The 25,833-nt window shown below is 63.2% G+C and carries 21 protein-coding genes, 1 tRNA gene and 1 pseudogene; 16 read left to right on the top strand and 7 right to left on the bottom strand.

Annotated features, from left to right (window positions below; genetic code table 11):
- Positions 1–12: 12 nt before the first annotated feature.
- Positions 13–1,347 carry an OprD family porin gene (locus tag FQ664_RS01520; RefSeq protein WP_144170146.1) on the bottom strand — a complete coding sequence of 445 codons (1,335 nt, stop codon included), beginning with the start codon at positions 1,345–1,347 and terminating at the stop codon, positions 13–15.
- A 352-nt stretch (positions 1,348–1,699) separates the two neighbouring features.
- Between FQ664_RS01520 and FQ664_RS01515 the strand changes: the two are divergent.
- Positions 1,700–1,948, top strand: a pseudogene (locus FQ664_RS01515) (TauD/TfdA family dioxygenase); the annotation flags it as partial.
- A gap of 108 nt (positions 1,949–2,056) precedes the next feature.
- Here FQ664_RS01515 and betT read toward each other — a convergent pair.
- Together betT and epsC are read right to left on the bottom strand one after the other, a co-directional pair.
- A complete protein-coding gene (betT, locus tag FQ664_RS01510) occupies positions 2,057–4,018 on the bottom strand; it encodes a choline transporter BetT (RefSeq protein ID WP_178090939.1) in 1,962 nt (653 codons plus the stop codon).
- A 332-nt stretch (positions 4,019–4,350) separates the two neighbouring features.
- Entirely contained in the window at positions 4,351–5,283 is a 933-nt protein-coding gene (gene epsC / locus FQ664_RS01505; RefSeq protein WP_144170144.1) for a serine O-acetyltransferase EpsC, read from the bottom strand.
- A 391-nt stretch (positions 5,284–5,674) separates the two neighbouring features.
- Between epsC and tcyJ the strand changes: the two genes are divergently transcribed.
- The 9 genes from tcyJ (at position 5,675) to FQ664_RS01450 (ending at position 14,721) form a co-directional block, all read left to right on the top strand.
- Positions 5,675–6,469 (top strand): cystine ABC transporter substrate-binding protein, encoded by a 795-nt coding sequence (gene tcyJ, locus FQ664_RS01500; RefSeq protein WP_144170143.1) that lies wholly within the window; start codon positions 5,675–5,677, stop codon positions 6,467–6,469.
- Positions 6,466–7,134 carry a cystine ABC transporter permease gene (gene tcyL / locus FQ664_RS01495; protein ID WP_063914445.1) on the top strand — a complete coding sequence of 223 codons (669 nt, stop codon included), beginning with the start codon at positions 6,466–6,468 and terminating at the stop codon, positions 7,132–7,134. The genes tcyJ and tcyL overlap by 4 nt, the downstream gene beginning before the upstream one ends.
- Positions 7,135–7,136: 2 nt before the next feature.
- A complete protein-coding gene (gene tcyN / locus FQ664_RS01490; protein ID WP_144170142.1) occupies positions 7,137–7,895 on the top strand; it encodes an L-cystine ABC transporter ATP-binding protein TcyN in 759 nt (252 codons plus the stop codon).
- Positions 7,896–8,222: 327 nt separating this feature from the next.
- The gene (locus FQ664_RS01480; protein WP_144170141.1) at positions 8,223–9,464 is read left to right on the top strand and encodes an SfnB family sulfur acquisition oxidoreductase; all 1,242 of its coding nucleotides are present in this window, start codon (positions 8,223–8,225) and stop codon (positions 9,462–9,464) included.
- Positions 9,465–9,616: 152 nt separating this feature from the next.
- On the top strand, positions 9,617–10,798 hold the full coding sequence (locus tag FQ664_RS01470) for an SfnB family sulfur acquisition oxidoreductase (protein ID WP_144170139.1): 1,182 nt from the start codon (positions 9,617–9,619) through the stop codon (positions 10,796–10,798).
- Positions 10,798–12,183, top strand: a complete 1,386-nt coding sequence (locus FQ664_RS01465) for an LLM class flavin-dependent oxidoreductase (protein ID WP_144170138.1) — start codon at positions 10,798–10,800, stop codon at positions 12,181–12,183. Before FQ664_RS01470 ends, FQ664_RS01465 begins: the two co-directional genes overlap by 1 nt.
- Positions 12,176–12,976: a MetQ/NlpA family ABC transporter substrate-binding protein gene (locus tag FQ664_RS01460; RefSeq protein WP_144170137.1), complete on the top strand. Its 801-nt coding sequence runs from the start codon at positions 12,176–12,178 to the stop codon at positions 12,974–12,976. Before FQ664_RS01465 ends, FQ664_RS01460 begins: the two co-directional genes overlap by 8 nt.
- A gap of 1 nt (position 12,977) precedes the next feature.
- Positions 12,978–14,087, top strand: a complete 1,110-nt coding sequence (locus FQ664_RS01455) for a methionine ABC transporter ATP-binding protein (protein ID WP_144170136.1) — start codon at positions 12,978–12,980, stop codon at positions 14,085–14,087.
- Complete coding sequence (locus FQ664_RS01450) at positions 14,077–14,721, top strand: methionine ABC transporter permease (RefSeq protein WP_144170135.1); 645 nt, start codon at positions 14,077–14,079, stop codon at positions 14,719–14,721. Before FQ664_RS01455 ends, FQ664_RS01450 begins: the two co-directional genes overlap by 11 nt.
- A 93-nt stretch (positions 14,722–14,814) precedes the next feature.
- Here FQ664_RS01450 and dibA read toward each other — a convergent pair whose 3' ends face one another.
- Positions 14,815–16,710, bottom strand: coding sequence for a phosphodiesterase DibA (dibA, locus tag FQ664_RS01445; RefSeq protein WP_144170134.1), 1,896 nt, complete (start codon positions 16,708–16,710; stop codon positions 14,815–14,817).
- A gap of 146 nt (positions 16,711–16,856) precedes the next feature.
- Between dibA and desA the strand changes: the two genes are divergently transcribed.
- Both desA and FQ664_RS01435 read left to right on the top strand, forming a co-directional pair.
- Positions 16,857–18,041: a delta-9 fatty acid desaturase DesA gene (gene desA / locus FQ664_RS01440; RefSeq protein WP_144170133.1), complete on the top strand. Its 1,185-nt coding sequence runs from the start codon at positions 16,857–16,859 to the stop codon at positions 18,039–18,041.
- A gap of 99 nt (positions 18,042–18,140) precedes the next feature.
- Positions 18,141–19,169, top strand: a complete 1,029-nt coding sequence (locus tag FQ664_RS01435) for a GGDEF domain-containing protein (protein WP_144170132.1) — start codon at positions 18,141–18,143, stop codon at positions 19,167–19,169.
- Positions 19,170–19,236: 67 nt separating this feature from the next.
- Here the strand turns inward: FQ664_RS01435 and FQ664_RS01430 are convergent, their stop codons facing one another.
- The 3 genes from FQ664_RS01430 to gabD all read right to left on the bottom strand — a co-directional run bounded on the left by FQ664_RS01430 (position 19,237) and on the right by gabD (position 23,536).
- Positions 19,237–20,496, bottom strand: coding sequence for a response regulator (locus tag FQ664_RS01430; protein ID WP_144170131.1), 1,260 nt, complete (start codon positions 20,494–20,496; stop codon positions 19,237–19,239).
- A 136-nt stretch (positions 20,497–20,632) separates the two neighbouring features.
- Positions 20,633–21,910, bottom strand: a complete 1,278-nt coding sequence (gene gabT, locus FQ664_RS01425) for a 4-aminobutyrate--2-oxoglutarate transaminase (protein ID WP_144170130.1) — start codon at positions 21,908–21,910, stop codon at positions 20,633–20,635.
- A gap of 183 nt (positions 21,911–22,093) precedes the next feature.
- The gene (gabD, locus tag FQ664_RS01420) at positions 22,094–23,536 is read right to left on the bottom strand and encodes an NADP-dependent succinate-semialdehyde dehydrogenase (protein ID WP_144170129.1); all 1,443 of its coding nucleotides are present in this window, start codon (positions 23,534–23,536) and stop codon (positions 22,094–22,096) included.
- Positions 23,537–23,964: 428 nt separating this feature from the next.
- Between gabD and FQ664_RS01415 the strand changes: the two genes are divergently transcribed.
- The 4 genes from FQ664_RS01415 (at position 23,965) to FQ664_RS01400 (ending at position 25,684) form a co-directional block, all read left to right on the top strand.
- Positions 23,965–24,041, top strand: a tRNA-Arg gene (locus tag FQ664_RS01415).
- A 216-nt stretch (positions 24,042–24,257) separates the two neighbouring features.
- Positions 24,258–24,761 (top strand): hypothetical protein, encoded by a 504-nt coding sequence (locus tag FQ664_RS01410; RefSeq protein WP_015268561.1) that lies wholly within the window; start codon positions 24,258–24,260, stop codon positions 24,759–24,761.
- 11 nt (positions 24,762–24,772) lie between these two features.
- Positions 24,773–25,303: a DUF5384 family protein gene (locus tag FQ664_RS01405; RefSeq protein WP_144170128.1), complete on the top strand. Its 531-nt coding sequence runs from the start codon at positions 24,773–24,775 to the stop codon at positions 25,301–25,303.
- A 57-nt stretch (positions 25,304–25,360) separates the two neighbouring features.
- The gene (locus FQ664_RS01400; RefSeq protein WP_144170127.1) at positions 25,361–25,684 is read left to right on the top strand and encodes a hypothetical protein; all 324 of its coding nucleotides are present in this window, start codon (positions 25,361–25,363) and stop codon (positions 25,682–25,684) included.
- Positions 25,685–25,833: the final 149 nt, after the last annotated feature.

The following is a 25,833-nucleotide window of genomic DNA, read 5'->3' as shown; positions in this document are numbered from 1 at the left end:
TAACGCTAGAGCTTACATGAAGGCGTAAGTGTAGTTCACGATGAAGCGAGTCTGATCTTTGTCCGGGTTGCTTTCGCCGCTACCACGGTAGACACCTTGACGCAGGCTGAAGCCCAGGCCTTTGAAGGTACCCTGCTGCAGGGTGTAGTCGACACGTGCGTCACGTTCCCATTCGTTGTAGGTACCGCTGGTCCTAGCATTCTTGATGTCATCACCACGCAGGTATGCAACCGAAGCCTTAAGGCCTGGAACGCCCAGGGCCGCGAAGTCATAGGAGTACTGACCGAAGGTGGTGTTTTCGCCAGCGCGGGCGAACTGGTTGATCATGCTGTCGGTGAACAGGTAGAAGCTCGCGCCGCCATTGCCTTCCAGCGAAGAAGTGGCGCCGTCCTTGCGAACGCTACCCTGGTTCAGCCAGACGAAACCACCATCATCACCCACCTGCTGGTGGCCGAGCATCAGCGCGTGGCCACCCAGGGTATAAGTGAACATGGCGCTCCAGGTCTTGTTATCGACCTCGCCCACGTTCTTCGCGTAGCCACCGTTGTTGTCGAAGGTGTAACCGGTCTGGCCATTCTTGCCATCGCTGCTGCTGTCGAAATAGCGCAGGTCAGTCTTGAACGACTGGTTGTCGGAAATCTTGAAGACGTGGGTAGCACCCAGGAAGTGCTGCTTGTAGAAGTCTTCCAGGTTCGAGTAGTAGTACTGCAGGGTCAGGTCTGGAGTGAGCTTGTAGTCACCACCGGCGAACTGGAACTTGTTGCTGTCGCGGAAGGCGCCAGAAACGGAAAGACCGGTACGGTTGCTCGACGCACGACCCATGGCGTGGGTCAGTTGACCAGCGTTGAGGGTCAGATTGTCGATTTCCTTCGACTGCAGGGTGCCACCTTCGAAGGTCTGCGGCAGCAGACGACCGTCGTTGGAGACTAGGATCGGCAGGTTAGGCGCCAGGGCGCTACCGTAGTGGATCTCTGTCTTGGAGAAGCGAGCCTTGGCATTACCGCCAATGCGTGCCCAGTCATGGACTGCCGAACCATCGGAGTCGCTTGGGAAGAAGGTGTTGTTGGCATTTGGACGGCTGCCACGGCCACCATCCAGGTGAATGCCCCACAGTGCCTGAACGTCGACACCAAAACCTACGGTGCCTTCGGTGAAGCCAGACAGGTAGTCGAGCTTGAAGCCCTGACCGCTTTCTTTCTGGTCAATACCGCTTTCGCGGTTGTCATCGTTGAAGTACATGGTGCGCGAGCTGAGCGACAGCTTGCTGTCTTCGACGAAACCGGCAGCGCCTGCTTGTTGGGCGAGAACCCCCAGTGCCACGGCCAGAGCCAGGCTGGACTTGTACATGTTTTGCTCCTCTACGTTCTAATTTTTGTGTATCTCTGGCGGAGGGGTCTTCTGCCCCGCTCACCGTGGATTGGCGATTTAGTCCCAAAGGGTGACCGTTAAGTCAATCGTTTCTAAACGTTTCGCGACTTTGGTCTAAGACGCCACCTGCGCTACAGGATAATGACAATCCTATAAATCCAAAATGACCGTTTTATGAATTGGTAAGATTTTTACGGAATATGTTAGGAACTGTTACTGCCATTAGTTCGTAGTAGATCGTTTTTTAATAACTATTGGTTATTTGCAAACGTTTGCTAATACCCTAATTCCGTATCGTTCTATCGGGACGAAAAAGCCTGGCAGCGCCAAGCGGCGCAACAACCCGCCGCTGTCGCACCCGGTAGTGCGCGCACAGCTGAGCGAGCTGGAAAGCGAGGCGCTGCTGAAACTGCTGTTCGCCCATGCGACGCGGACGGAGTTCAGCATTCGCTGGCGGTGGCAGGAAAATGATGTGGCGTTCTGGGACAACCGCGTGACCCAACATTTTGCCGTGGACGATTACCGGCCGAACCGACGGGTGATGCATCGGGCGACCATTCTTGGAGATGCGCCCTTCTGATAGAAATGCATCAGCAGTGCCGGCCTCTTCGCGGGTAAACCCGCTCCCACAGGTACCGCACCGGTATTGAAGCCAGTGTTATATCCGCGAAGAGGCCGGTGCAGGTTATTACCTGACCAGATGCAGGAACTGCATGTGCCGTTCGTACTGGTCGAGGATGTCGTTGATGATCTGCTCCTTGCTGTAGCCCACCAGGTCATAGTTCTGGCTGCCTTCGCTCAGGTGCACCTCCGCCCGGTAGTAACGGCGGTTCTTCAACTCCTGCGTACCCAACCCACCCAGGGCGAACGATGGCGTGAAGTAGCCACGCATCTGCACCTGGTAAATGAACGGCTGTTCCTCGCCGTGGCCAATCTTCAGGCTGACGTTGTCGTGGCTCGGGTCGTCCTGGGTAATCAGCACCAAGCCCTTCTGCTCGAACACTTCACGCACATCGGCAATCGCCGGGCGCACCACGTCGTCCATGAAGCGGTACACCTCATCACGCGACGGGAAGTGCACCGCCTGGCTCAGGCGCTGGCGCCAGCCGCCACGGCCGCGGCGTGACTGGGCGAACGGGGCCAGCGAATGCATCTGTGCGATCTGCCGTTGCGACTCCAGGTAGAAGGCCTTGTGCAGCCCCCACATCATGCACAGCAAGATCAGCGAAAACGGCAACGAGGTCAGCACCACCGCCGACTTCAGCGAATCGATGCTGCCGGCGAACAACAGCGCACTGGTGATCAGCGCCGTCATCGCACCCCAGAAGATGCGCAGCCAGTTCGGCCCGTCCTGGTCGGTATCACCGCCCTTGGCCGACAAGGTCGACAGCACCACGGTGCCCGAATCGGCCGAGGTGACGAAGAACACGAAACTGATGAACACCGTCATGGCGATCACCGTCTTGCTCCAGGGGTAGGTCTCCAGCAGCAGGTACAGGCTCATCGACGGGTTATCCAGCGCCGACTGGCCCAGCGCGGTCATGCCGTGGTTGATCACCTGGTCGAGGGCGCTGTTGCCGAAGATCGACATCCACGCCAGGGTGAAGCCCAGCGGAATCAGCAGCACACCGAAAACGAACTCGCGGATGGTGCGGCCACGGGAGATGCGGGCGATGAACAGGCCCACGAACGGCGCCCAGGCAATCCACCAGGCCCAGTAGAACACCGTCCAGCCGCCCAGCCAGTCGCGGTTCTCGCCGTAGGCATAAACGTCGAAGCTCTTGCGCGGCAAGGCCCCCAGGTAGTCGCCGAGGTTCTGGATCAGCGTGTTGAACAGGTGTTGGGTAGGCCCGGCGAACAACACGAACAGCAGCAGCGCACAGGCCAGGAACAGGTTGATGTCGCTCATCACCCGCACGCCCTTCTCCACCCCGGCGACGGCCACGGCCACCGCCGCGCCCATCATCAGGGTGATGAGCAGCACCTGCACCCACTGGCTGTGGCTGATGCCGAACAGGTACTCGAGACCGGCGTTCAGGTGCAGCACGCCAAAGCCCATGTCGGCGCCCAGGCCGAACACTGTGGCGATGATGCCGAAGCCATCCACCGCATAACCGATCGGCCCGTTGATGCGCTTGCCGATCAACGGGTACAAGGCCGAGCGCAAGGCCAGCGGCAGGTTATGCCGGTAGGCGAAGTAGGCCAGGGCCATGCCGACAAAGGCGAACACGCCCCAGCCATGCAGGCCCCAGTGCAGGAACAGGATCTGCATCGCCTGGCGCCCGGCCTCGACCGTGCCCGCTTCGCCCTGGGGTGGCTGCAGCATGTGGGTCAGGGGTTCGGAAACGCAGAAGAAGAACAAGGTGATACTGATGCCAGCGGCGAACAGCATGCCGGCCCACGACAGGTAGCTGAACTCGGGCTCGTCGTGGTCGGCACCGAGCTTGATCTTGCCATAGCCGGACAAGGCGGTGACCACCACGAAGACCAGGTACAGCGTCATCGCCAGCATGTAGTACCAGCCGACCGTGTTGGCCGCCCAGTTCTGCGCCGCCAGCAACCAGTCGCCTGCTGCTTGCGGATAGGAAATGACCACCAGGCCGAAGATGAGGATGAAACTTGCCGCGAAATAGAACACCGGGGGGTTCATGCGGATCTTGCCGTTGGCAAGGGACGGGGTCGGTGCACTCATTGGGGGTGCACCTCGTCGAATGACGTAAGGCTCGGAATGAACGGGTTCAGCAAAGGAATCCTCCTGTTGAACACCGGCAGCGGACCAGCGTTTTTCATTGAACAAGCGTTCAAGTTAAACATGGATCGGATTTCAATGCGAATTGCGGCGCTGATTGGTGCCCTCCTGTTCTGGCCCTTTCGCGGGTAAACCCGCTCCCACAGGTACCGCACAGGACTCAAAATCTGTGGAGTCCCTGTGGGAGCGGGTTTACCCTCGAAGAGGCCGGTCTCGGCCACGAAAATGTCAGATCAGTTCTTGTCCTGGCAATCCAGTTGCAGGTTGGCCTGGGTAATGTTGCTCTCGGGCGGCACACTGCGGGTCAGCCACACATTGCCGCCAATGGTCGAGCCTTTGCCGATGGTGATCCGCCCCAGCACCGTGGCCCCGGCATAGATCACCACATCATCCTCGACGATCGGGTGGCGTGGCAGGCCCTTGTGCAGGGTGCCCGATTCATCGCTGGGGAAGCGCTTGGCGCCCAGGGTCACCGCCTGGTAGATGCGCACGCGCTCGCCGATGATCGCGGTTTCGCCGATCACCACGCCAGTACCGTGGTCGATGAAGAAGCTCGGGCCGATCTGCGCCCCGGGGTGAATGTCGATCCCCGTGGCCGAATGCGCCAGCTCCGAGCTGATCCGCGCCAGCAACGGCAGGCCGGCCTGGTACAGGTGATGCGCCAGGCGGTGGTGGATGATTGCCAGGATGCCCGGGTAGCACAGCAGCACTTCATCGACGCTGCGCGCCGCCGGGTCACCGTGGTAGGCGGCCAGCACGTCGGTGTCGAGCAGCACGCGCAGGCCCGGCAAGGCAGCGGCGAAGCCCTGCACCAGGCTCAGCGCATGAGCATCGACGCCGGCCAGCTCGCCCTTGCTATGCCGCGCGGCGTAGCGCAGCTCCAGGCGGGCCTGGGCCAGCAAGGCGGTCAGCGCGGCATCCAGGGTATGGCCTACGTAAAAGTCTTCACTTTCTTCGCGCAGGTCGACCGGGCCAAGGCGCATGGGGAACAGTGCGCCGCACAGTTGCTCCAGAATCTGCCGCATCGCCTCGCGCGAAGGCAGCTCACGCCCGCCCTGCTCGCCGCTGCTGCGGCCGTTGCGGGTGCGCCATTGTTCACGGGCGCCGCGCAGGCCGGTGACGATGCTCTGCAACTGCCAGTGCCCGGATGAAGGTTGTTCGCTCACGGTTTTCTCCTGCCTGAAGAGGCCAACTGTTTTTATCGGCAGGTCAGGCCTCTTCGCGGGTAAACCCGCTCCCGCAGGTACACCACAAGGGCCAAGATCTGTGGGTTCCCTGTGGGAGCGGGTTCACCCGCGAAAGGGCCGGACCTGCCTACATGCAATCCACTCTACGTCAAATCCGACTCTTGGAAAAAACAACGCTTTATTCCATCCTGCGCTAAGTCAGGCATAAGCCGCGATGACGGAGCAGGCAACCTCGCCTACCCTCAAAGCAGCCAGCAACTGGCAAATACCAAAACGGAAATAACAAAATAATTTTTTAGTATTTCCTGGCCTAAGCAGCCAACCCTATAGTCGCCACCCACTACTTCCACAACAAGCGCGGGGCTCTGACATGTCGAAATTCGCCAAACCGCTACTCAACGCCAGCCTGGCCCTCCTGCTGGGTGCCGGCCTGCTCAGCCAGGCCTTCGCCGGCGAGCAGCTGAAGACCATCCAGGAAAAAGGCGTAATCAACGTCGGCCTTGAAGGCACCTACCCACCGTTCAGCTTCCAGGACGAAAACGGCAAGCTGACCGGCTTCGAAGTGGAGCTGTCCGAGCTGCTGGCCAAGGAGCTGGGGGTAAAGGCCAAGGTACAGCCGACCAAGTGGGACGGCATCCTCGCCGCACTGGAGTCCAAGCGCCTGGACGTGGTGATCAACCAGGTGACCATTTCCGAAGAGCGCAAGAAGAAGTATGACTTCTCCGAGCCTTACACCATCTCCGGCATCCAGGCGCTGATCCTGAAGAAGAAAGCCGAGCAGCTGAACATCCACAAGGCTGCCGACCTGGCCGGCAAGAAGGTCGGTGTCGGCCTGGGCACCAACTACGAGCAATGGGTCAAGCAGGACGTGCCGCAAGCCGATGTACGCACCTATGAAGACGACCCGAGCAAATTCGCCGACCTGCGCAACGGGCGCATCGACGCCATCCTGATCGACCGCCTGGCCGCGCTGGAATACGCGCAAAAGGCCAAGGACACCGAACTGGCCGGCGATGCTTTCTCACGCCTGGAAAGCGGCGTGACGCTGCGCAAGGGCGAGCCGGAACTGCTGGCAGCGATCAACAAGGCGCTGGACAAGCTCAAGGCTGACGGCACGCTGGCCAAGCTGTCCGAGAAATACTTCGGTGCCGATGTCACCAAATGATCGCTGAAAGCCTGCAACTCGTTGTCGACTCCACGCCCTTCCTGCTGAAGGGCGCGGGTTATACAGTGCTGCTCAGTGTTGGCGGCATGTTCTTCGGCCTGCTGCTGGGCTTTGCCCTGGCATTGATGCGGTTGTCGAAGATCTTGCCACTTAACTGGCTGGCGCGGGTCTACGTGTCGTTCTTCCGCGGCACGCCGCTGCTGGTGCAGCTGTTCGTCATCTACTTCGGCATGCCACAGATCGGCATCGAGCTCGACCCGATCCCGGCCTCGCTGATCGGCCTGTCGCTGAACATGGCCGCCTACATCTGCGAAATCCTGCGCGCGGCGATTTCCTCGATCGACCGTGGCCAGTGGGAAGCCGCTGCCAGTATCGGCATGACCCGTGTCCAGGCCATGCGCCGGGCGATCCTGCCCCAGGCCTTGCGCACCGCCCTGCCACCGTTGGGCAACAGTTTCATCTCGCTGGTCAAGGACACCGCCCTGGCGGCGACCATCCAGGTGCCCGAACTGTTCCGCCAGGCCCAGCTGATTACCGCGCGCACCTTTGAAGTGTTCACCATGTACGTGGCGGTGGCGGTCATCTACTGGGTGCTGTGCAGCATCCTCGCGCACTTCCAGAACCGCATGGAAGCGCGAGTCAACCAGCATGACCAGGAGCATTGAGCATGATTGAAGTGCAAGGCCTGACCAAGCGGTTCAAGGGCCAGACCGTGCTCGACGGTATCGACCTGACCGTGCAGCCCGGCGAAGTGGTGGCCATCATCGGCCCCAGCGGCTCCGGCAAGACCACCTTCCTGCGTTGCCTCAACTTGCTGGAAACACCCGATGCCGGGCAGATCCAGATTGGCGACATCAGCATCGACGCCAACCGCCCGCTGGGTGGGCAGCAAAGTGCGATCCGCCGCTTGCGCCAGCAGGCCGGGTTCGTGTTCCAGAACTTCAACCTGTTCCCTCACCGCACGGCCCTGGAAAACGTGATCGAGGGACCAGTGATCGTCAAGAAGACGCCCCGCGAGCAGGCCATCGAACTGGGCCGGCGCCTGCTGGCCAAGGTCGGCCTGGCGGGCAAGGAAGACGCCTACCCGCGGCGCCTGTCCGGTGGCCAGCAGCAGCGGGTGGCCATCGCCCGCGCCCTGGCCATGGAGCCGGAGGTGATCCTGTTCGACGAACCGACCTCGGCGCTGGACCCCGAACTGGTGGGTGAAGTGCTGGCGACCATCCGCGGCTTGGCCGAGGAGAAGCGCACCATGATCATCGTCACCCACGAGATGACTTTTGCCCGGGATGTGGCGAACCGGGTGATCTTCTTCGACAAGGGCATGATTGTGGAACAGGGCGAGGCCAAGGCGCTATTTGCGGCGCCGAAGGAGGAGCGTACCCGGCAGTTCTTGCGCAAGTTCCTCGGGACTGCTGCCTCCGGGTAAACCTGCACCGGCCTCTTCGCGGGTAAACCCGCTCCCACAAGGTTCCCACCACACTCAAGAGCTGTGAGGCCCCTGTGGGAGCGGGTCTACCCGCGAAAAGGCCGGGCACATCCACTGCAAATCCCTCCTTCTATACATATTCCAAAGTGTTAGTTCATAAAGTTTTTATAAAGCATTAGGGTATATAAACCGGACCACCGGACCAGCACACATCTGCCGCGATCAGCTGTAGCGGCATAACTTTTTTGTGAGGTCAGGAATGGTCAGGATCACCATCACCCCAGTGCGTAACGCCCGGGCATTGAGTGCAGCCAAGGAGCGGTACTGATGTCCAGCCAACCCGATACCCAATTCCACAGCGATCTCGACAGCTCGCCCCTGCTGCTGCCGGCCAAGGTACTGCGCAACGACGCCGAAGCCCTGCAAGCAGCCCGCGAACTGGCCGAGGTCGCCCGCGAGCAGGCCGCCCGCCGCGACCAGCAACGCAAACTGCCATGGGCCGAGATCGAACTGTTCACCCGCAGCGGCCTGGGTAGCATCAGCGTACCCAAGGCCCATGGTGGCCCCGATGTGTCGTTCGAGACCGTGGCCGAAGTGTTCCGCCTGATCAGCGCCGCCGACCCCGCCCTGGGGCAAATCCCGCAGAACCAGTTCGGCATCCTGCAACTGCTGCGCCTGACCGCCACCGAGGCGCAGCAGGCGCTGATCTTCCGCAGCGTGCTCGACGGCTGGCGCATCGGCAATGCCGGCCCCGAACGCGGCACCAAGGACACCCTCACCCTCAAGGCCAGGATCACCCGCCTCGGCGACAGCTATCGCATCAGCGGCGAGAAGTTCTATTCCACCGGTGCCCTGTTCGCCCACTGGGTGGCGGTCAAGGCACTGGACGACGAAGGCCGCCAGCGCCTGGCGTTCGTACGCCGGGGCAGCCCGGGGCTGCGCATCGTCGATGACTGGTCCGGGTTCGGCCAGCGCACCACTGCCAGCGGCACCGTGCTGCTCGACCAGGTACCGGTGGCTGCCGACCTGGTGATCGACAACTGGCGCCAGCGCGACATTCCCAACATCCAGGGCGCGGCCTCGCAGTTGATCCAGGCGGCGATCGATGCCGGCATTGCCGAAGCGGCGATCGAAGACGCCATCAGCTTCGTGCGCGAAAAGGCCCGGCCATGGATCGAGGCCAAGGTCGACCGCGCCAGCGACGACCCCTATGTAATCGCCGACATCGGCCGTCTGCAGCTCGAGCTGCACGCTGCCGAAGCGCTGCTGCGCAAGGCCGCGCGAGTACTCGACGAGGTCCATGCGGCGCCGATCGATGCAGCCAGCGCGGCGCGGGCCTCGATAGCAGTGGCCGAGGCCAAGGTGCTGACTACCGAAGTTGCCCTGCAGGCCAGCGAGAAGCTGTTCGAGCTGGCCGGTAGCCGCGCCACCCTCGCCGAGTTCAACCTCGACCGCCACTGGCGCAATGCCCGGGTGCACACCCTGCATGACCCGGTGCGCTGGAAGTACCACGCGGTTGGCGCTTACCACCTTAACGGTACCTTGCCAGCGCGGCATTCCTGGATCTGATTTGAGGGCCCTGGGGGCTGCTTTGCAGCCCAATCGCCGGCAAGCCAGCTCCCACAGGGACCGTACAGGCCTGGAAGGCAGTGCAGGACCTGTGGGAGCTGGCTTGCCGGCGATTGGGGCGCGAAGCGGCCCCTAGGGCCCCGGAGAGCAATATGACTACAGCAATCATCACCAGCGACACCCAGGCCCTGAATGTCGCCGAAGACATCGCCCAGCAACTGCGCCGCGACAGCGCCCTGCGCGACCGCGAGCGCCGTCTGCCGCACGCCGAACTGGAACTGTTCACCCGCTCCGGCCTGTGGGCCATCAGTGTACCCAAGGCCTTCGGCGGCGCCGGCGTGTCCAACGTCACCCTGGCCAAGGTCATCGCCCGCGTCGCCCAGGCCGACGGCTCGCTCGGGCAGATCCCGCAAAACCATTTTTACGCCCTGGAAGTGCTGCGGGTAAACGGCACACCCGAACAGCAACAGCGCCTGTACGCCGAAGTACTGGCGGGCAACCGCTTCGGCAACGCCCTGGCCGAACTGGGTACCAGGACCGCCAACGAACGCACCACTCGCCTGACCCGCGACGGCGATGGCCTCCGCATCAATGGCCGCAAGTTCTACGCCACCGGCGCCATCTACGCCCAGCGCATTCCCACCTCGGTGGTCGATGAGCACGGCGTGCAGCACCTGGCCTTCGTTCCGGCCGACAGCCAGGGCCTGCAGGTGATCGACGACTGGAGTGGCTTCGGCCAGCGCACCACCGGCAGCGGCTCGGTGGTGTTCGACAATGTATACGTCAGCGCCGCCGATGTGGTGCCGTTCCAGAGCGCCTTCGAACGCCCCACCCCGGTCGGCCCGCTGGCGCAGATCCTTCATGCTGCCATCGACACCGGCATTGCCCGCGCCGCCTTTGATGATGCCCTGCACTTCGTGCGTACCCGCAGCCGCCCCTGGGTCGACTCCGGCCTGGACAAGGCCAGCGATGACCCGCTGACACTGAAGAGCTTCGGCCACCTGGCGATCCGCCTGCATGCCGCCGAAGCCTTGCTGGAGCGCGCCGGCGAATACCTGGACCGCGCCCGCGACGACAGCACTGCCGACAACGTGGCCACCGCGTCCATTGCAGTGGCCGAGGCCCGCGCCATCAGTACCGAGATTTCCCTCGCGGCCAGCACCACCCTGTTCGAACTTGGCGGTAGCCAGGCCACCCTGGCCGAACACAACCTCGACCGCCACTGGCGCAACGCCCGCGTGCACACCCTGCACGACCCGGTGCGCTGGAAATACCAAGCCATCGGCAACTACTACCTCAACGATACCAACCCGCCACGCCGGGGGACCATCTGATGGCCAGGCAGATCCTGCTCAATGCCTTCAACATGAACTGCATCGGGCACATCAACCACGGCCTGTGGACTCACCCACGGGACACCTCGACCCAGTACAAGACCCTGGACTACTGGACCAGCCTGGCGCGCCTGCTGGAGCGTGGCCTGTTCGACGGGCTGTTCATCGCCGACATCGTCGGCACCTACGACATCTACGGCCAGTCGCTGGACGTCACCCTCAAGGAGTCGATCCAGCTGCCGGTCAACGACCCGCTGCTGCTGGTCTCGGCCATGGCCGCCGTCACCCGCCACCTGGGTTTCGGTGTTACCGCCAACCTCACCTACGAGGCGCCGTACCTGTTCGCCCGGCGCCTTTCCACCCTGGACCACCTGAGCAATGGCCGGGTGGGCTGGAACATCGTCACCGGCTACCTCGACAGCGCCGCCCGGGCCATGGGCCTGGCGCAGCAACCGGAGCATGACCGCCGCTACGACCAGGCCGACGAGTACCTGCAGGTGCTGTACAAGCTGCTGGAAGGCAGCTGGGCCGACGATGCCGTGGTCGCCGACCGCCAGCAGCGTGTCTACGCCAGGCCCGACAAGGTGCGCAAGGTCCGGCATCAGGGCGAGTTCTACAAGGTCGACGGCTACCACCTGTGCGAACCCTCGCCACAGCGTACCCCGGTGCTGTTCCAGGCCGGCAGCTCGCAGCGTGGCCTGGCGTTCGCCGGCAACCATGCCGAATGCGTGTTCATCAGTGGCCAGGACAAGGCCACCACCCGTGCCCAGGTCGACAAGGTGCGCGCCGCCGCCCAGGCCGCTGGCCGCGACCCGCAGGCGGTCAAGGTGTTCATGGGCATCACGGTGATCGTCGCCGCCACCGAGCAGCAGGCCCAGGCCAGGCACGCCGAGTACCTGCGCCATGCCAGCGCCGAGGCCGGGGTCGCGCACTTCGCCGCGTCCACCGGTATCGACTTCGCCGCCTACGCGCTGGACGAGCCGATTGCCTTCAGCCAGGGCAACGCCATCCAGTCCGCCACGCGCCAGTTGCAGGACAACGCCTGGACCCGCCGGCGCCTGCTGCGGCAGCACGCCCTGGGTGGCCGCTACGTGACCCTGGTCGGTGCGCCCGAACAGGTGGCCGAGCAGCTGATTGCCTGGATCGATGAAACCGGCCTGGACGGTTTCAACCTGACCCGCACCGTAACCCCGGAAAGCTTCGAGGACTTCATCGACCTGGTCATCCCGCAGTTGCAACAGCGTGGCCGCTACAAGACCGCCTACGCCGAAGGCACCCTGCGCGAAAAACTGTTCCAGGCCGACCACCCGCACCTGCCTGCCGACCACCCCGGCTCGGCTTACCGCTATACCTCTACCCCGACTGGAGCCCTGCACCATGCTTGATAAACTGTTCCGGCCCGTCGCGGCCATTGCCCTCACCCTCGGCCTGTCCGCCAGCGCCTTGGCGGCCGAACCGCTGAAGATCGGCACCACCTCGGCCTTTGCCATCCCGCTGGAAGCCGCAGTGGAAGAAGCACACAAGCAAGGCCTGGAAGTGAAGCTGGTCGAGTTCAGCGACTGGATCGCGCCGAATGTCAGCCTCAACAGCGGCGACATCGACGTGAACTACTTCCAGCACATCCCGTTCCTGGAAAACGCCAAGGCGGCCGCGGGCTTCAATCTGGTGCCCTACGCCCCGGGCATCATCAACAACGTCGGCCTGTACTCGAAAAAGTACCAAAGCTTCGCCGAGCTGCCTGAAGGCGCCAGCGTGGCCATCGCCAACGACCCGATAAACAGTGGCCGTGGCCTGCAACTGCTGGCCAAGGCCGGGCTGATCACCCTCAAGCCGGGGGTCGGCTACAAGGCCACCGAGGACGACATCGTTACCAACCCGAAAAAATTGAAGATCCTTCAGGTCGAAGCCGTGCAGCTGGTACGTGCCTATGACGACGCCGACCTGGTGCAGGGCTACCCGGCCTACATCCGCCTGGCCAACAGCTTCGACGCCAACTCCGCACTGCTGTTCGACGGCCTGGAGAACAAGGAGTACGTGATCCAGTTCGTCATTCGCCCGCAAAGCAAGGACGACCCGCGCCTGGCCAGGTTCGTCGACATCTACCAGCACTCGCCAGCGGTGCGCGCAGCCCTGGACAAAGCCCACGGCAAGCTCTACCAGGCCGGTTGGGAGGGCTGACATGAGCCAGGCCAGCGCGCTCCGGGCGCCCACCATACAACCACTGCCGCCAACGGCCAGGGAGCAGGCCCTGCGCCCGGAGGTCAATGAAGCCCACGTGCGCTTCATCGGCCTGGGCAAGACCTACCCGGGCCAGGCGCAACCGGCCCTGCAAAGCATCGACCTGAACATCCGCCGGGGCGAGATCTTCGGCATCATCGGCCGCAGCGGCGCCGGCAAGTCATCATTGCTGCGCACCATCAACCGCCTGGAACAACCCAGCCAGGGCCGGGTACTGATCGACCAAGTGGACATCGCACCCTTCGACGAGGACCACCTGGTGGCCCTGCGCCGGCGCATCGGCATGATCTTCCAGCACTTCAACCTGATGTCAGCCAAGACTGTGTGGCAGAACGTCGAGCTGCCCCTGAAGGTGGCCGGCGTGGCCAAGGCCGAACGCCAGCGCAAGGTACGCGAACTGCTGGAACTGGTCGGCCTGCAGGAAAAGCACCACGTGTATCCGGCGCAGCTGTCCGGCGGGCAGAAGCAGCGCGTGGGCATTGCCCGGGCGCTGGTGCATGCCCCCGAGATCCTGCTGTGCGACGAGGCCACCTCGGCGCTGGACCCGGAAACCACCGCTTCCATTCTCGAACTGTTGCGCAACATCAACCAGCGCCTGGGCCTGACCATCGTGCTGATCACTCACGAGATGGCGGTAATCCGCGATATCTGCCACCGGGTGGTGGTGCTGGAACGCGGAGAAGTGGTCGAGCAGGGTGAGGTCTGGGGGGTGTTTGGCTCACCACGCCACGAGGTCACCCGCACCCTGCTTGCGCCGTTGCAGGCCAGGTTGCCAGCCGCGCTGCAAGCCAGCCTGCGGGCCAGCCCGGCGAGCCGCGACAGCGCCGTGGTGCTGAAGCTGACCCTGCTCGGCGAGCCCGAACTGTCTGCCCTGTTCAACGACCTTGGTGGCCGCGTGCGCCTGCTGCAGGGCGGTGTGCAAACCATTGGCGAGCATGCCCTTGGGCAGCTGATCCTGTCGGTGCAGCACTCGCCGCACGACACCCATCAATTGCTGGAACGCGCCCGCCGCTGGGCCGAGGACGTGGAGGTACTGGGGCATGTGGTTTGATCGCCTGCTGGAAGGTTTGCTCGATACCCTGCTGATGGTCGGCGTGTCGTCGCTGATCGCCCTGCTGGTGGGGGTACCGATGGCGGTGCTGCTGGTCACCAGCGACAAGGGCGGGATCTTCGAGGCGCCGCTGCTGAACCGGGTGCTGGGCGCCTTCGTCAACCTGTTCCGCTCGATCCCGTTCCTGATCCTGATGGTCGCGCTGATCCCCTTTACCCGCCTGGTGGTGGGCACCACCTACGGCGTATGGGCGGCGGTGGTGCCGCTGACCATTGCCGCCACACCGTTCTTCGCACGGATTGCCGAGGTCAGCCTGCGTGAAGTTGACCACGGCCTGGTGGAAGCTGCGCAGGCCATGGGTTGCCGGCGCGGGCACATCGTCTGGCACGTGCTGCTGCCCGAGGCGCTGCCGGGTATCGTGGGGGGGTTCACCATTACCCTGGTGACCCTGATCAACTCCTCGGCCATGGCCGGGGCGATCGGTGCCGGGGGCTTGGGGGATATCGCCTACCGCTACGGCTACCAACGCTTCGACAGCCAGATCATGCTGACCGTGATTGCCATGCTGGTGGCATTGGTGGCGTTGATCCAGCTCGGTGGCGACCGGTTGGCGAAAAGCCTGAACAAGCGTTGAATTCTTCGCGGGTAAACCCGCTCCCACAGGGATATCACTGACATCAAACCCTGTGCAGTACCTGTGGGAGCGGGTTTACCCGCGAAGAGGCCCTCAACCCCAGCGCAAATCCGCAGCCGGCACCGGCCGCCCGAACCAGTACCCCTGCCCCAGCTGACATTGCTCCTGCAGCAGAAAGCTGGCCTGCTCCGCCTGCTCGATACCCTCGGCATGCACCTGCATGCCCATGCTGCGGGCCAGGGCGATGATCACCCGGACGATCGCGATATCGTCCTCATCATGCGGCAAGCCGGCGACAAAGCCCTGGTCGATCTTCAGCTTCTGCACCGGCAAACGCTTGAGCCGCAGCAACGATGAATACCCGGTGCCAAAGTCGTCGATGGCCAAGGTCACCCCCAGCTCACGCAGGCGATGCAACTGCTCCAGCGCTACCTCCGGATCTTCCATCACCGCACTCTCGGTCACCTCCAGCTCCAGCAAGGCCGGGGCCAGGCCGGTGTCGTGCAGCACTTCGGCCACCTGCTGGTACAACTCATGCTGGCCAAACAGGCGGCTGGAGATGTTCACCGCCACGAATGCCAGTTGCCGGCCTTCTCCCTGCCACTGCACCATCTGCCGACACGTCTGGCGCAATACCCAGGCATCGATCTCGGCAATCAGCCCGTTGCGCTCGGCAATCGGGATGAATTCGCCCGGTGGTACCAGGCCGCGCTGGGGATGCTGCCAGCGCACCAGCGCCTCGACGCCGACCTGGTAGCCGGTCGCCAGGTCGTGCACCGGCTGGTAGAACACCCGCAGCTCGTCCTGCTCCAGGGCCCGGCGCAGCTCGCCGGCGGTTTCGACCCGGTGCTGGGCGTGGGCGGTCAGCTCTTCGGTGTACAACGCATAGCAGGCCCGCCCGTTGCTCTTGGCCTTGTACAAGGCCGAGTCGGCATTGCGCAGCAACTGCTCGGCACTCAAGGCATCGCTGGGGAACAGGCTGATGCCTGCACTGACACTGATGAACAGGCGGTTACCGTCGAACAGAAACGGCTCGCGCATGCGCTCGATGATGCCCTGCGCCAGCCTGCCCGCCTGGCCGACCTCCTGGCAGCTCTCCGCCAGCACGGCAAATTCGTCGCCGCCCAGACGCGCCAGGGTCACGCCGCTGCCCAGCACGTCACCCAAGCGCTCGCCCACCAGCTTCAGCAACTGGTCGCCGACAGTGTGACCAAGGCCGTCGTTGATGCTCTGGAAATGGTCCAGGTCCAGCAACAGCAGGGCACAACCGCGCTTGTTGGCCTGGGCTGCGGCCAGGGCCTGCTCGACCCGGTCGGTGAACAACAGGCGGTTGGGCAGGCCGGTCAGCGGGTCGTGGTGGGCCAGGTAGGCCAGCTCCTGTTCCGAATGCTTGATCGCGCTGATGTCACTGAACACCGCCACGTAATGGCTGAGCTCGCCTTCGTCGTCGCGGATGGCGCAAATGGTCTGCCACTGCGGGTAGATTTCGCCGCTCTTGCGCCGGTTCCAGATTTCGCCGCTCCACTCGCCCTTCTCGGCCAGGGTGGCGAAGACCTGCTGGTAAAAGACCAGGCCATGGCGGCCCGACTTGAACTTGTTCGGGCGCTGGCCGATGACCTCGTCCTGCCGGTAGCCGGTGATGCGCATGAAGGCACGGTTGACGTGCACGATCAGGCCATTGCGGTCGGTCACCAGCACACCTTCGAGGGTGCTGTCGAACACTGCCGCGGCCATGCGCAAGCGTTCACGGTCTTCGCCACGCATACGCGCGCCAACACCGATGAAGTTGAGCAGGCGCACCCGTGACACATAGATCAGCAAGGCGCTGAGCAGCACCCAGACCACCACGTTGATCTGCCGGCCCACGGTCAGTGCCAGAGGGTCGTCAGTCATGCCGTGCAGCACCACCTCGGCCAGCGTCAGCCAGAGGATCGAGAGCACCACATACAGCGCAGCCATGCGCAAGGCGTCGCGAACGGAAACAGACATGTCGGGTGCGATAGCCCATCAGAAAGGAGGGGGCATTATAAAGGCTGAAACATGTCGTGACCTCCTATCTGAACGGTTGACTGGTTTTATTTCCCTGCCAAGGGATAATCACCCCTTCCCCCTGCATTCCGAGGGTATTTACACCTATGTGGTACAACGGCCTGCTCGACTTGTCGGCCTGGCAACTGGTCGGCATCACCCTGTTGATGACCCACGTGACCATCGTCAGCGTCACGGTCTACCTGCACCGCTACTCCGCGCACCGGGCCCTGGAGCTCAACGGCGCGCTCAAGCACTTCTTCCGTTTCTGGCTGTGGCTGACCACGGCGCAGAACACCCGCGAATGGACCGCCGTCCACCGCAAGCATCACGCCAAATGCGAAACCCCCGACGACCCGCACAGCCCGCTGTACAAGGGCCTGGGTACGGTGCTGCGCAAAGGTGCCGAGCTCTACCGGGAAGAGGCGCGCAACCCCGAAACCCTGCGCATCTACGGCAAGAACTGCCCGGACGACTGGATCGAGCGCAACCTATACGCACGCTACAAGCTGGGCGGCATCGCGCTGATGGCGGTGATCGACCTGCTGCTGTTCGGCACCATCGGCATCACCATCTGGGCGGTGCAGATGATGTGGATTCCGTTCTGGGCCGCCGGTGTGGTCAACGGCCTGGGCCACGCCCTCGGCTACCGCAACTTCGAGTGCCGCGACGCCGCCACCAACCTGGTGCCGTGGGGCATCGTCATCGGTGGTGAAGAGCTGCACAACAATCACCACACCTACCCCAACTCGGCCAAGCTGTCGGTCAAGCGCTGGGAGTTCGACATGGGCTGGGCGTGGATCCGCCTGTTCTGCCTGCTGCGCCTGGCCAAGGTGCAGCGCGTGGCGCCCATCGCCCACCAGGTGGCCGGCAAGGCCAGCCTGGACATGGACACTGCCATGGCCATCCTCAACAACCGCTTCCAGATCATGGCCCAGTATCGCAAGCTGGTGATCGCCCCGCTGGTCAAGCAGGAACTGGCCCGCGTCGATGCCTCTCTGCGCCACCACTTCCGTCGCGCCAAGCGCCTGTTGTCGCGCGAGACCAGCCTGCTGGAGGACCGCCACCATGTGCGCATCGAGTCGATGCTCGCCCACAGCCAGGCGTTGAAGACCATCTACGAAAAACGCCTGGCTCTGCAGCAGATCTGGGCGCGCACCAGCGCCAATGGCCACGACATGCTGGCCGCCATGAAAGACTGGGTACACGAGGCCGAAACCAGCGGCATCCATGCCCTGCGCGACTTCGCGGCACAACTGAAGACCTACTCGCTGCGCCCGACCGGTACCTGACCGCCGTTGATCGGCACGCCCCTTGGCGGGGCGTGCCGCCCGGAACTTCGCCCCCTCGTTTCCACTCAAACCCGGCACATCGCCCGCGTGGCGGGCCGGATGCTGGCCGCACGCTTTCACGTCGAGACCTACTCCGTGCACATGGCCAAGAACATTCCAACGACGCTGCCCGGCACCCCCCTTTCCGAGGCCGCCCAGACCTTGCTTGCGCTGCTCCACGCGCAGGGCGAGGTTGCCCGCCTGAGCGAGCGCGAGCAGCTGTTCAGTTCGCTGCTCGACAGCGTCAACGCGGTGCTTTGGGCCTTCGACTGGGAAACCCGCCAGATGCTGTACGTCAGCCCCGCCTACGAGCGCATCTTCGGTCGCCCGGCCAGCCTGGTACTGGCCGACTACAACGAGTGGCGCGACAGCATCTACCCGGACGACCTGGAGTTCGCCGAGCGCAGCCTGGCCCAGGTACTGCTCAAGGGCTCGGTGGAAGACCGCGAGTACCGTATCCTCAATGCCGACGGCCAGCTACGCTGGCTGAGCGACAAGTGCTACATCAACCAGCAACGTGATGGCGACCGGGTGATCATCGTCGGCATCGCCGAAGATATCACCGAGAAGAAGCGGCTCGAAGGTGAGCTGCAGCGCCTGGCCACCACCGACGTACTGACCCAGAGCAGCAACCGCCGACACTTCTTCGAGTGCGCCCAGCAAGCCTTCGACAGCGCCCGCGAAGACGGTACGCCACTGGCCTTCCTGCTACTGGACATCGACGACTTCAAGCGCATCAACGACAGCTACGGCCACCAGGAAGGCGACCAGGTGTTGCAACACATCGCCGACAGCGGCAAGGCCGTACTGCGCCGCGGCGACCTGTTCGGGCGCATTGGTGGCGAGGAGTTCGCAGCGGTGTTCCCGGGCTGCAGTGCCCAGGTGGCGGAGCAGATTGCCGAGCGCTTGCAGCGCCAGATCCAGCGGCTGAGCTTCAGCCATGGGGAGCAGACCTACGGGGTGACGGTGAGTCAGGGGGTGACCGGGCTGACTGATGAGGATGTAGCGCTGGACAGCCTGTATGCCCGGGCCGACGCGGCAATGTACCAGGCCAAGAGGCAGGGCAAGAACCAGATCGTCCGCGGCTGAGCTTTGGGAGGCTTTGCCCCCCGATCACCGGCAAGCCAGCGATGGGCTGCAAAGCGGCCCCAGAATCTCAGCTGGAAACCTCGGCCTCAGCCACCGGCGGCTCTTCCTGCGGCTTTACTTCCGGGTTCTCCACCTTGCGCAGCCGGCTCAGCTCCGGCAGGCCAAGCTTGAGCAGGCGCGCAGTCTTGCTGCTGGCCACCTTCTCCAGCCCCAGTTCAGGTGGCAGCCGCGACAGCTGCCCAGCCAGGTTCATGGCCAGGATCTCCCGCGAGTACACGCCGCCGCCCAACTGGTAGATCGCCGCGATCAACTCGCGTAATCCCAGCGGCAACCGCCAGCGCGTACGCAGCGCCGAGCCGAACGCAGCGCCGAACTCGTTGAGCGACAGCTGGACCTGGTCCTCATCCAGCTCGCCCCCGGCCAGTCGCCACTCCTGCAGGCAGCGCAGCACCGCCAGGTCGCCCAGGCAATGCAGCAGCCCTGCGCAGTAGCAACGCCCCTCGTCCAGTTCAAGCATGCGCGCCAAGGTTCGCCCATATTCGGCAGCGTGCAGCGAAAGGTCCCAGTAACGGGCCGCATGCTCGGCCAGCAACGGGTCGCTGAGGCGCGCGCTGCGCTTGAGGGTCATGCCCAGGATCAGGTTCATGCTCTGGGTGCTGCCAAGCTTGTTCAGGGCCTGCAACAACGTCTGCACCGGTGCTTCGCGGTGCAGCGCTGCGCTGTTGGCCGCAGCGATCAGGACAGCGGTGATTTGCGGGTCGCGCTGCACTTCCTCTTCGAGCACTCTCAGGTTCAGGCCCTGGGGGTTGAGCGCGCGCTTGATCGCCACCTGCACATCGGCCAGCAGCGGCCCGCCATCGGCGCTAGCGCGACGCTGTTCGAGGTAGGCCGGCAGGCTGGCACCTGCCTGCAAGGCCGGTGCCGGGCAGGCGATCTCTTCGCCAACCGCCAGCAGCAGCTCTTCCAGGCGCTTGCGCAGGGTGTCCAGATTCAGCGGTTTGCTCAGGTAGGCTGTGGGGTGCAGTGGCAGTGCCTCGCGCACACTGGCGCTGTCACTGCGGTTGCTCATGAGTATGAACGGCAACCCCGAGCCTTTGGCGCGCACCTTGCGCAACAGGTCGAGGCCATCGACACCAGCCAGTTCGCGCGCGGCGATGATCAGGTCGGGCTTGCTGGACAGCGCGCTCAGTGCCTGCGAACCGTCGGCGCACACCTGCAGGCGGGCATCACAACGCACGCTGAGCAGCATTTCGCTGAGCATGTCACGTACCCAAGGGTCGCCCTCGACAATCAGTACGCTTGGTGGGGTGGGGTCTGCAGCGTTCATCGCCAACTCCTGAATAGCCCTGCCACACAGTCCGTCGCAGCTTCCTGAGCAAATCCTCCGACAACGATAGCGCCCCATGGCTTTCCTGGGCACAAAAAAAACCCGCCGAAGCGGGTTTTTTCTGAAGCGTGTCACATCAGGCGATTTCAGCGAAGCACTCTTCGATGATAGCCAGGCCTTTGTCCAGCAGAGCGTCTTCGGCGGTCAGCGGAACCAGGATACGCAGGACGTTGCCGTAGGTGCCGCAGGACAGCAGGATCAGGCCCTTCTCGCGGGCCTTGGCGACAACCTGGCCAACAGCAGCAGCGTTCGGGGTGTGGGTGCCTTTTTCGAAGACTTCGACAGCGACCATCGAGCCCAGACCACGGACGTCGCCGATGATCGGGTATTTTTTCTGGATTTCGCGCAGGCCAGCGGTCAGGCGCTCACCCACCGCTTTACTACGGTCCAGCAGTTTCTCTTCTTCGAACACTTCGATCACGGCCAGGGCCGCGGCGCACGCGATCGGCGAACCGGCGTAGGTGCCGCCCAGGCCGCCCGGAGCGATGGCGTCCATGTACTCGGCCTTGCCGCACACACCGGCCAGCGGGAAGCCGCCAGCGATGGATTTGGCGAAGGTGGTCAGGTCAGGCGCAACGCCCATCTGTTCCATGGCGAAGAAGGTGCCAGTACGGCCAGCGCCGGTCTGTACTTCGTCGGCGATCAACAGGATGCCGTGCTGGTCGCACAGGGCGCGCAGGCGCTGCATCAGCTCTTTCGGCGCGGGCAGGAAGCCGCCTTCGCCTTGTACCGGCTCGAGGATGATCGCGGCGATGTCGCGTGGCTCGGCGTCGTTCTTGAAGATGCGCTCGACCGAGGCGATGGCGTCGTCAACGCTGATACCGTGCAGTTCGCTCGGGAACAGGGCGCGGAAGATGCCACCTGGCATCAGGCCCATGCCAGCGGAGTACGGCACGACCTTGCCGGTCAGGCCCAGGGTCATCATGGTACGGCCGTGGTAGCCGCCGGTGAAGGCGATGACGCCAGCGCGGCCAGTGGCGGCACGGGCGATCTTGACGGCGTTTTCAACGGCTTCGGAGCCGGTGGTGACCAGCAGGGTCTTCTTGTCGAAGTTGCCTGGGACCAGCTTGTTGATCTTTTCGCACAGCTCTACATAGGGTTCGTAGGCCAGCACCTGGAAGCAGGTGTGGCTGACCTTGGTCAGCTGCTCTTGCACGGCCGCAACCACTTTCGGGTGCAGGTGGCCGGTGTTCAGTACTGCGATGCCACCGGCGAAGTCGATCAGTTCGCGGCCTTCAACGTCGATCACGGTCGAGTTCTTCGCGGTATCGACGAAGATCGGGTGGATCTGGCCAACGCCACGTGGGACGGCGGCGACACGACGTTGCATCAAGGATTCGTTGGTCTTGCTCATAATGCCCTCATTGCGCCGGTTTGGAGTGGCGCTTTTATTCGGGGGTGGCTGGGAGTGCTCGCGAACAGTATTCGTTGATCGACTGCCGTGAACGCCCTGGCCACCAGGTACTGCGATGTAAAAAAGGCCAGCGAGACGTCGCTCTCGCGCCCCGCTGGCAGAGGTAAAGCCGTTACCGTGCGATCAGACGCTGATGCACAGGTATTTGATTTCGAGGTAGTCCTCGATACCGTACTTGGAACCTTCGCGGCCCAGGCCCGAAGCCTTGATGCCACCGAATGGTGCTACTTCGTTGGAGATCAGGCCGGTGTTGATACCCACCATGCCATATTCCAGGGCTTCGGCAACACGGAACACACGGCTCATGTCGCGGGCATAGAAGTACGAGGCCAGGCCGAACTCGGTGTCGTTGGACATGGCGATGACTTCGGCCTCGTCCTTGAAGCGGAACAGCGGCGCCAGCGGGCCGAAGGTCTCTTCCTTGGCGACGGCAGCGGTCTTCGGCACGTCGACCAGGATGGTCGGCTCGAAGAAGTTGCCTTCGATGATCTTGCCACCGGACAGCACCTTGGCGCCTTTGGAGACGGCGTCTTCGATGTGTTCCTGGACCTTGGCGACAGCCTTGCCGTCGATCAGCGGGCCAGTGGTGGTGCCTTCTTCCAGGCCGTTACCGATCTTCAGCTTGGCAACAGCGGCGGCCAGCTTCTGGGCGAACGCGTCGTAGACACCGTCCTGCACGTAGATACGGTTGGCGCAGACGCAGGTCTGGCCGTTGTTGCGGTACTTGGAGATGATCGCGCCCTCGACCGCCTTGTCCAGGTCGGCGTCGTCGAACACGATGAACGGGGCGTTGCCACCCAGCTCCAGGGAAACCTTCTTGATGTCCTTGGCGCATTCTTCCATCAGCTGGCGACCGATTTCGGTCGAGCCGGTGAAGGACAGCTTGCGGACCAGGGAGTTGCCGGTCAGTTCGCCGCCAACTTCGCCAGCGCTGCCGGTAACCACGCTCAACACGCCAGCCGGGATGCCGGCACGGTGGGCCAGCTCGACCAGCGCCAGGGCAGAGTACGGGGTCTGCGAGGCAGGCTTGAGCACCATGGTGCAGCCAGCGGCCAGGGCCGGGCCGGCTTTACGGGTGATCATGGCGGCCGGGAAGTTCCACGGGGTGATGGCCGCGGTAACGCCGATTGGCTGCTTGATGACGATCAGGCGCTTGTCTGGCTGGTGGCCCGGGATGGTGTCACCGTAGACGCGCTTGGCTTCTTCGGCGAACCACTCGATGAACGAGGCGGCATAGGCGATTTCGCCCTTGGCTTCGGCCAGCGGCTTGCCTTGTTCGGTGGTCATCAGGCGAGCCAGGTCGTCCTGGTTCTCGATCATCAGTTCGAACCAGCGACGCAGCTTGGCCGAACGCTCTTTGGCGGTCAGGGCACGCCAGGCCGGCAGGGCCTTGTCGGCGGCTTCGATGGCGCGGCGGGTTTCCGCAGTGCCCATCTTCGGCACGGTACCGATGACTTCACCAGTGGCCGGGTTGGTGACCTTGATGGTCTGGCCGTTGTCCGCATCCAGCCACTCACCATTGATGTAGGCTTGCTGGCGGAACAACTGAGCGTCTTTGAGCTGCATGTCGGCTTCCCGAATTGTTGATTGTTGAAAAGCGCCCAAGGCAGGGCATCGAGCGTTTGAAATCTCAAACGAATGCTAAGCGGCTGCTGGGGTGTTGGACAATAGGCTGTTCGAAAAAAAGAACGAATGGTTGAACACCCTGGCGGAAATTTCATCATCTGCGTAATGGCAACCGGCCTCTTCGCGGGTAAAACCGCTCCCACAGGATCTCCACAGAATGCAGAATCTGTGCAGTACCTGTGGGAGCGGGTTTACCCGCGAAGAGGCCAGTACAGGTTAGACGAAGGAGCTGAAGGAAATGTGATGGGAGGACCGACGGCCCTCCACCCCACGATGCCGAAGAGGCCGGCACAGGCAGCAGAGGAAAAACAGCTACAGATCAAGGCGATGGACGCCACCGGATCAGATGGGTATCATGCGTGCGCGTTGCACTCGTAGCTCAGCTGGATAGAGTACTGCCCTCCGAAGGCAGGGGTCGTGGGTTCGAATCCCGCCGAGTGCGCCATATCCCTCACAAAGCCCGCCTTGCGCGGGCTTTGTCGTTTCTGCAAATCAGCACCGGCCTGCTCGCGTTATTTCGTTTGGCGCTTATCAAAGCCGGCTTCAGTTCTGATGGCTTTACCTGTCTGGATCCATCTGCTTAGAATAGTGGCATTATGCCTCATCCTTCAGATGGATCGTCGCAAGGTTAACCATACCCTCCAGGGACTCAGGAATGAAAATGCTGAAACACTGTCTGGCCTTGACCATCGCCGCCACTCTCGTGGGTTGCCAGGCGACCGGTGAGCAATACCAATCCGATGTGTTCGATGCCAGCCAGGTAAACACCCAGCAGGAAGCCAAGACCGTGAAAATCATCACGGTATCGCCGACCAAGATCAAGGTCAGCAACGAGAAGAACCAGAAGGCCGCAATGATGGTTGGCGGTGTACTGGGCGCGCTGGGTGGCGCGGCGCTGGGTGCGGGCCACAACAAGGACACCGCGATCATCGGCGGCGTGGCTGGCGGTGGCGCTGGCGCCCTGGCCGGTTCCCTGGTCAGCGATACCTCGCTGGTGCCTGGCGTGCTGATCGGCTACTCGGAAAACGGCAAGATCTACACCTCCGCCCAGGTTGGCCGCCCATGCGATTTCGAAGTGGGTGGCATCTCCCTGATGGTGATGACCATCTCCAACGAAACCCGCATCCAGCCAAATGCGACCTGCCCAGATCCGAAAAAGAGCTGAGGCCTGAGCACATGAAGCACTTTGTTCTGGGCACCGCCCTCGTACTGTCTGCCGCAACTGCCGCAGCGGGCCAGTTCGATCAGCTCTACCAGATCGAGCAGCAGACCAAGCAATCCGAAGCCGCACTGGAAACCGAACGCCTGCGCCAGGCCGCCGCCGCCGAGCAGCGCGCCGAAGCTCGCGAAGCCGCTGCCCGCCAACAGCGCGCAGCGGCCCAGCGTGCCTCCGCGCAGCGTGCCGCCGAGAAACAGCAGGCGCAAGCAGCCGAGCACAAGCGCGTGCAGACCCGCGAGGAAGCCTACGAGGACGAGCTGCGTGCATTGGAGCTGGAAGAGCGCCGCCTGGCCCTGCAAGCGAAAAAGGCAAAGGTCGCCCGCGCCAACGACTTTATCGATGCCGAGCTGCGCGACAGCGCCGCACGCACCGATGTGATCCAGTCCAATGCCGATTCGGCACGCAATGTCACCTCGGGCGCCAAGTCGCTGCTCGAGGATTCCGGCAAGGCAGAAGTGAAACGCGCCGGCAGCCTGTTCGGCGAGTAACCATCCAGGTGCAGCCCCGGCCCGCTGGCCGGGGCCGCCCGTTGCAGAGACAACATCATGCTACGTCTGATCATGCTGGCCACAGCCGGCCTGCTGCTGAGCGGCTGCCTGCAGGAAGAAGCCAAGTTCCCCGCCGTCGATCTGCACGGCCGACTGGTCGTCGACCAGGAAATGACCGCCTCGCGACAGGCGCAGGGTATCCAGGGCGAGTACTTCAAGCGCGTCCTGAGCGTGAACGGCCAGGACATGGCCTTCAATGACTTCGTCCAGCAATACTGCCCGGACAGCAACACCCGCAACGAAACCTGCATCAAGGCCTTCCGCATCAAGAAGATCGACGATGTCAGCGGTGCCACGAGGTTCCTGCCCAACGGGCTGTAATCACCGTTCGAAGCACTGAAAAGGCCCCGGCAACCCGCCCGGGGCTTTTTCGTTTGTGCGACATGTCGCGTTTCTGGCACTCCCGTACCACGGGTCATTGGTGTTAGCGTGAGCGTCTTCCCGTTTCCCGACGGGTAACCCACAACAAT

Origin of the sequence: Pseudomonas persica (assembly GCF_900291015.1) — a bacterium.
Lineage (GTDB): Bacteria > Pseudomonadota > Gammaproteobacteria > Pseudomonadales > Pseudomonadaceae > Aquipseudomonas.
Note: the sequence above shows the minus strand (reverse complement) of the source record. Positions and strands in the feature narration are given on the sequence as shown.

Excerpts from the sequence above, each read along its gene's own strand:
- FQ664_RS01520 (WP_144170146.1), bottom strand. The coding sequence starts at position 1,347 with ATGTACAAGTCCAGCCTGGCTCTGGCCGTGGCACTGGGGGTTCTCGCC.
- betT (WP_178090939.1), bottom strand. The coding sequence starts at position 4,018 with ATGAACCCCCCGGTGTTCTATTTCGCGGCAAGTTTCATCCTCATCTTC.
- tcyJ (WP_144170143.1), top strand. The coding sequence starts at position 5,675 with ATGTCGAAATTCGCCAAACCGCTACTCAACGCCAGCCTGGCCCTCCTG.
- tcyL (WP_063914445.1), top strand. The coding sequence starts at position 6,466 with ATGATCGCTGAAAGCCTGCAACTCGTTGTCGACTCCACGCCCTTCCTG.
- tcyN (WP_144170142.1), top strand. The coding sequence starts at position 7,137 with ATGATTGAAGTGCAAGGCCTGACCAAGCGGTTCAAGGGCCAGACCGTG.
- FQ664_RS01480 (WP_144170141.1), top strand. The coding sequence starts at position 8,223 with ATGTCCAGCCAACCCGATACCCAATTCCACAGCGATCTCGACAGCTCG.
- FQ664_RS01470 (WP_144170139.1), top strand. The coding sequence starts at position 9,617 with ATGACTACAGCAATCATCACCAGCGACACCCAGGCCCTGAATGTCGCC.
- FQ664_RS01465 (WP_144170138.1), top strand. The coding sequence starts at position 10,798 with ATGGCCAGGCAGATCCTGCTCAATGCCTTCAACATGAACTGCATCGGG.
- FQ664_RS01460 (WP_144170137.1), top strand. The coding sequence starts at position 12,176 with ATGCTTGATAAACTGTTCCGGCCCGTCGCGGCCATTGCCCTCACCCTC.
- FQ664_RS01455 (WP_144170136.1), top strand. The coding sequence starts at position 12,978 with ATGAGCCAGGCCAGCGCGCTCCGGGCGCCCACCATACAACCACTGCCG.
- FQ664_RS01450 (WP_144170135.1), top strand. The coding sequence starts at position 14,077 with ATGTGGTTTGATCGCCTGCTGGAAGGTTTGCTCGATACCCTGCTGATG.
- dibA (WP_144170134.1), bottom strand. The coding sequence starts at position 16,710 with ATGTCTGTTTCCGTTCGCGACGCCTTGCGCATGGCTGCGCTGTATGTG.
- desA (WP_144170133.1), top strand. The coding sequence starts at position 16,857 with ATGTGGTACAACGGCCTGCTCGACTTGTCGGCCTGGCAACTGGTCGGC.
- FQ664_RS01435 (WP_144170132.1), top strand. The coding sequence starts at position 18,141 with ATGCTGGCCGCACGCTTTCACGTCGAGACCTACTCCGTGCACATGGCC.
- FQ664_RS01430 (WP_144170131.1), bottom strand. The coding sequence starts at position 20,496 with ATGAACGCTGCAGACCCCACCCCACCAAGCGTACTGATTGTCGAGGGC.
- gabT (WP_144170130.1), bottom strand. The coding sequence starts at position 21,910 with ATGAGCAAGACCAACGAATCCTTGATGCAACGTCGTGTCGCCGCCGTC.
- gabD (WP_144170129.1), bottom strand. The coding sequence starts at position 23,536 with ATGCAGCTCAAAGACGCTCAGTTGTTCCGCCAGCAAGCCTACATCAAT.
- FQ664_RS01410 (WP_015268561.1), top strand. The coding sequence starts at position 24,258 with ATGCTGAAACACTGTCTGGCCTTGACCATCGCCGCCACTCTCGTGGGT.
- FQ664_RS01405 (WP_144170128.1), top strand. The coding sequence starts at position 24,773 with ATGAAGCACTTTGTTCTGGGCACCGCCCTCGTACTGTCTGCCGCAACT.
- FQ664_RS01400 (WP_144170127.1), top strand. The coding sequence starts at position 25,361 with ATGCTACGTCTGATCATGCTGGCCACAGCCGGCCTGCTGCTGAGCGGC.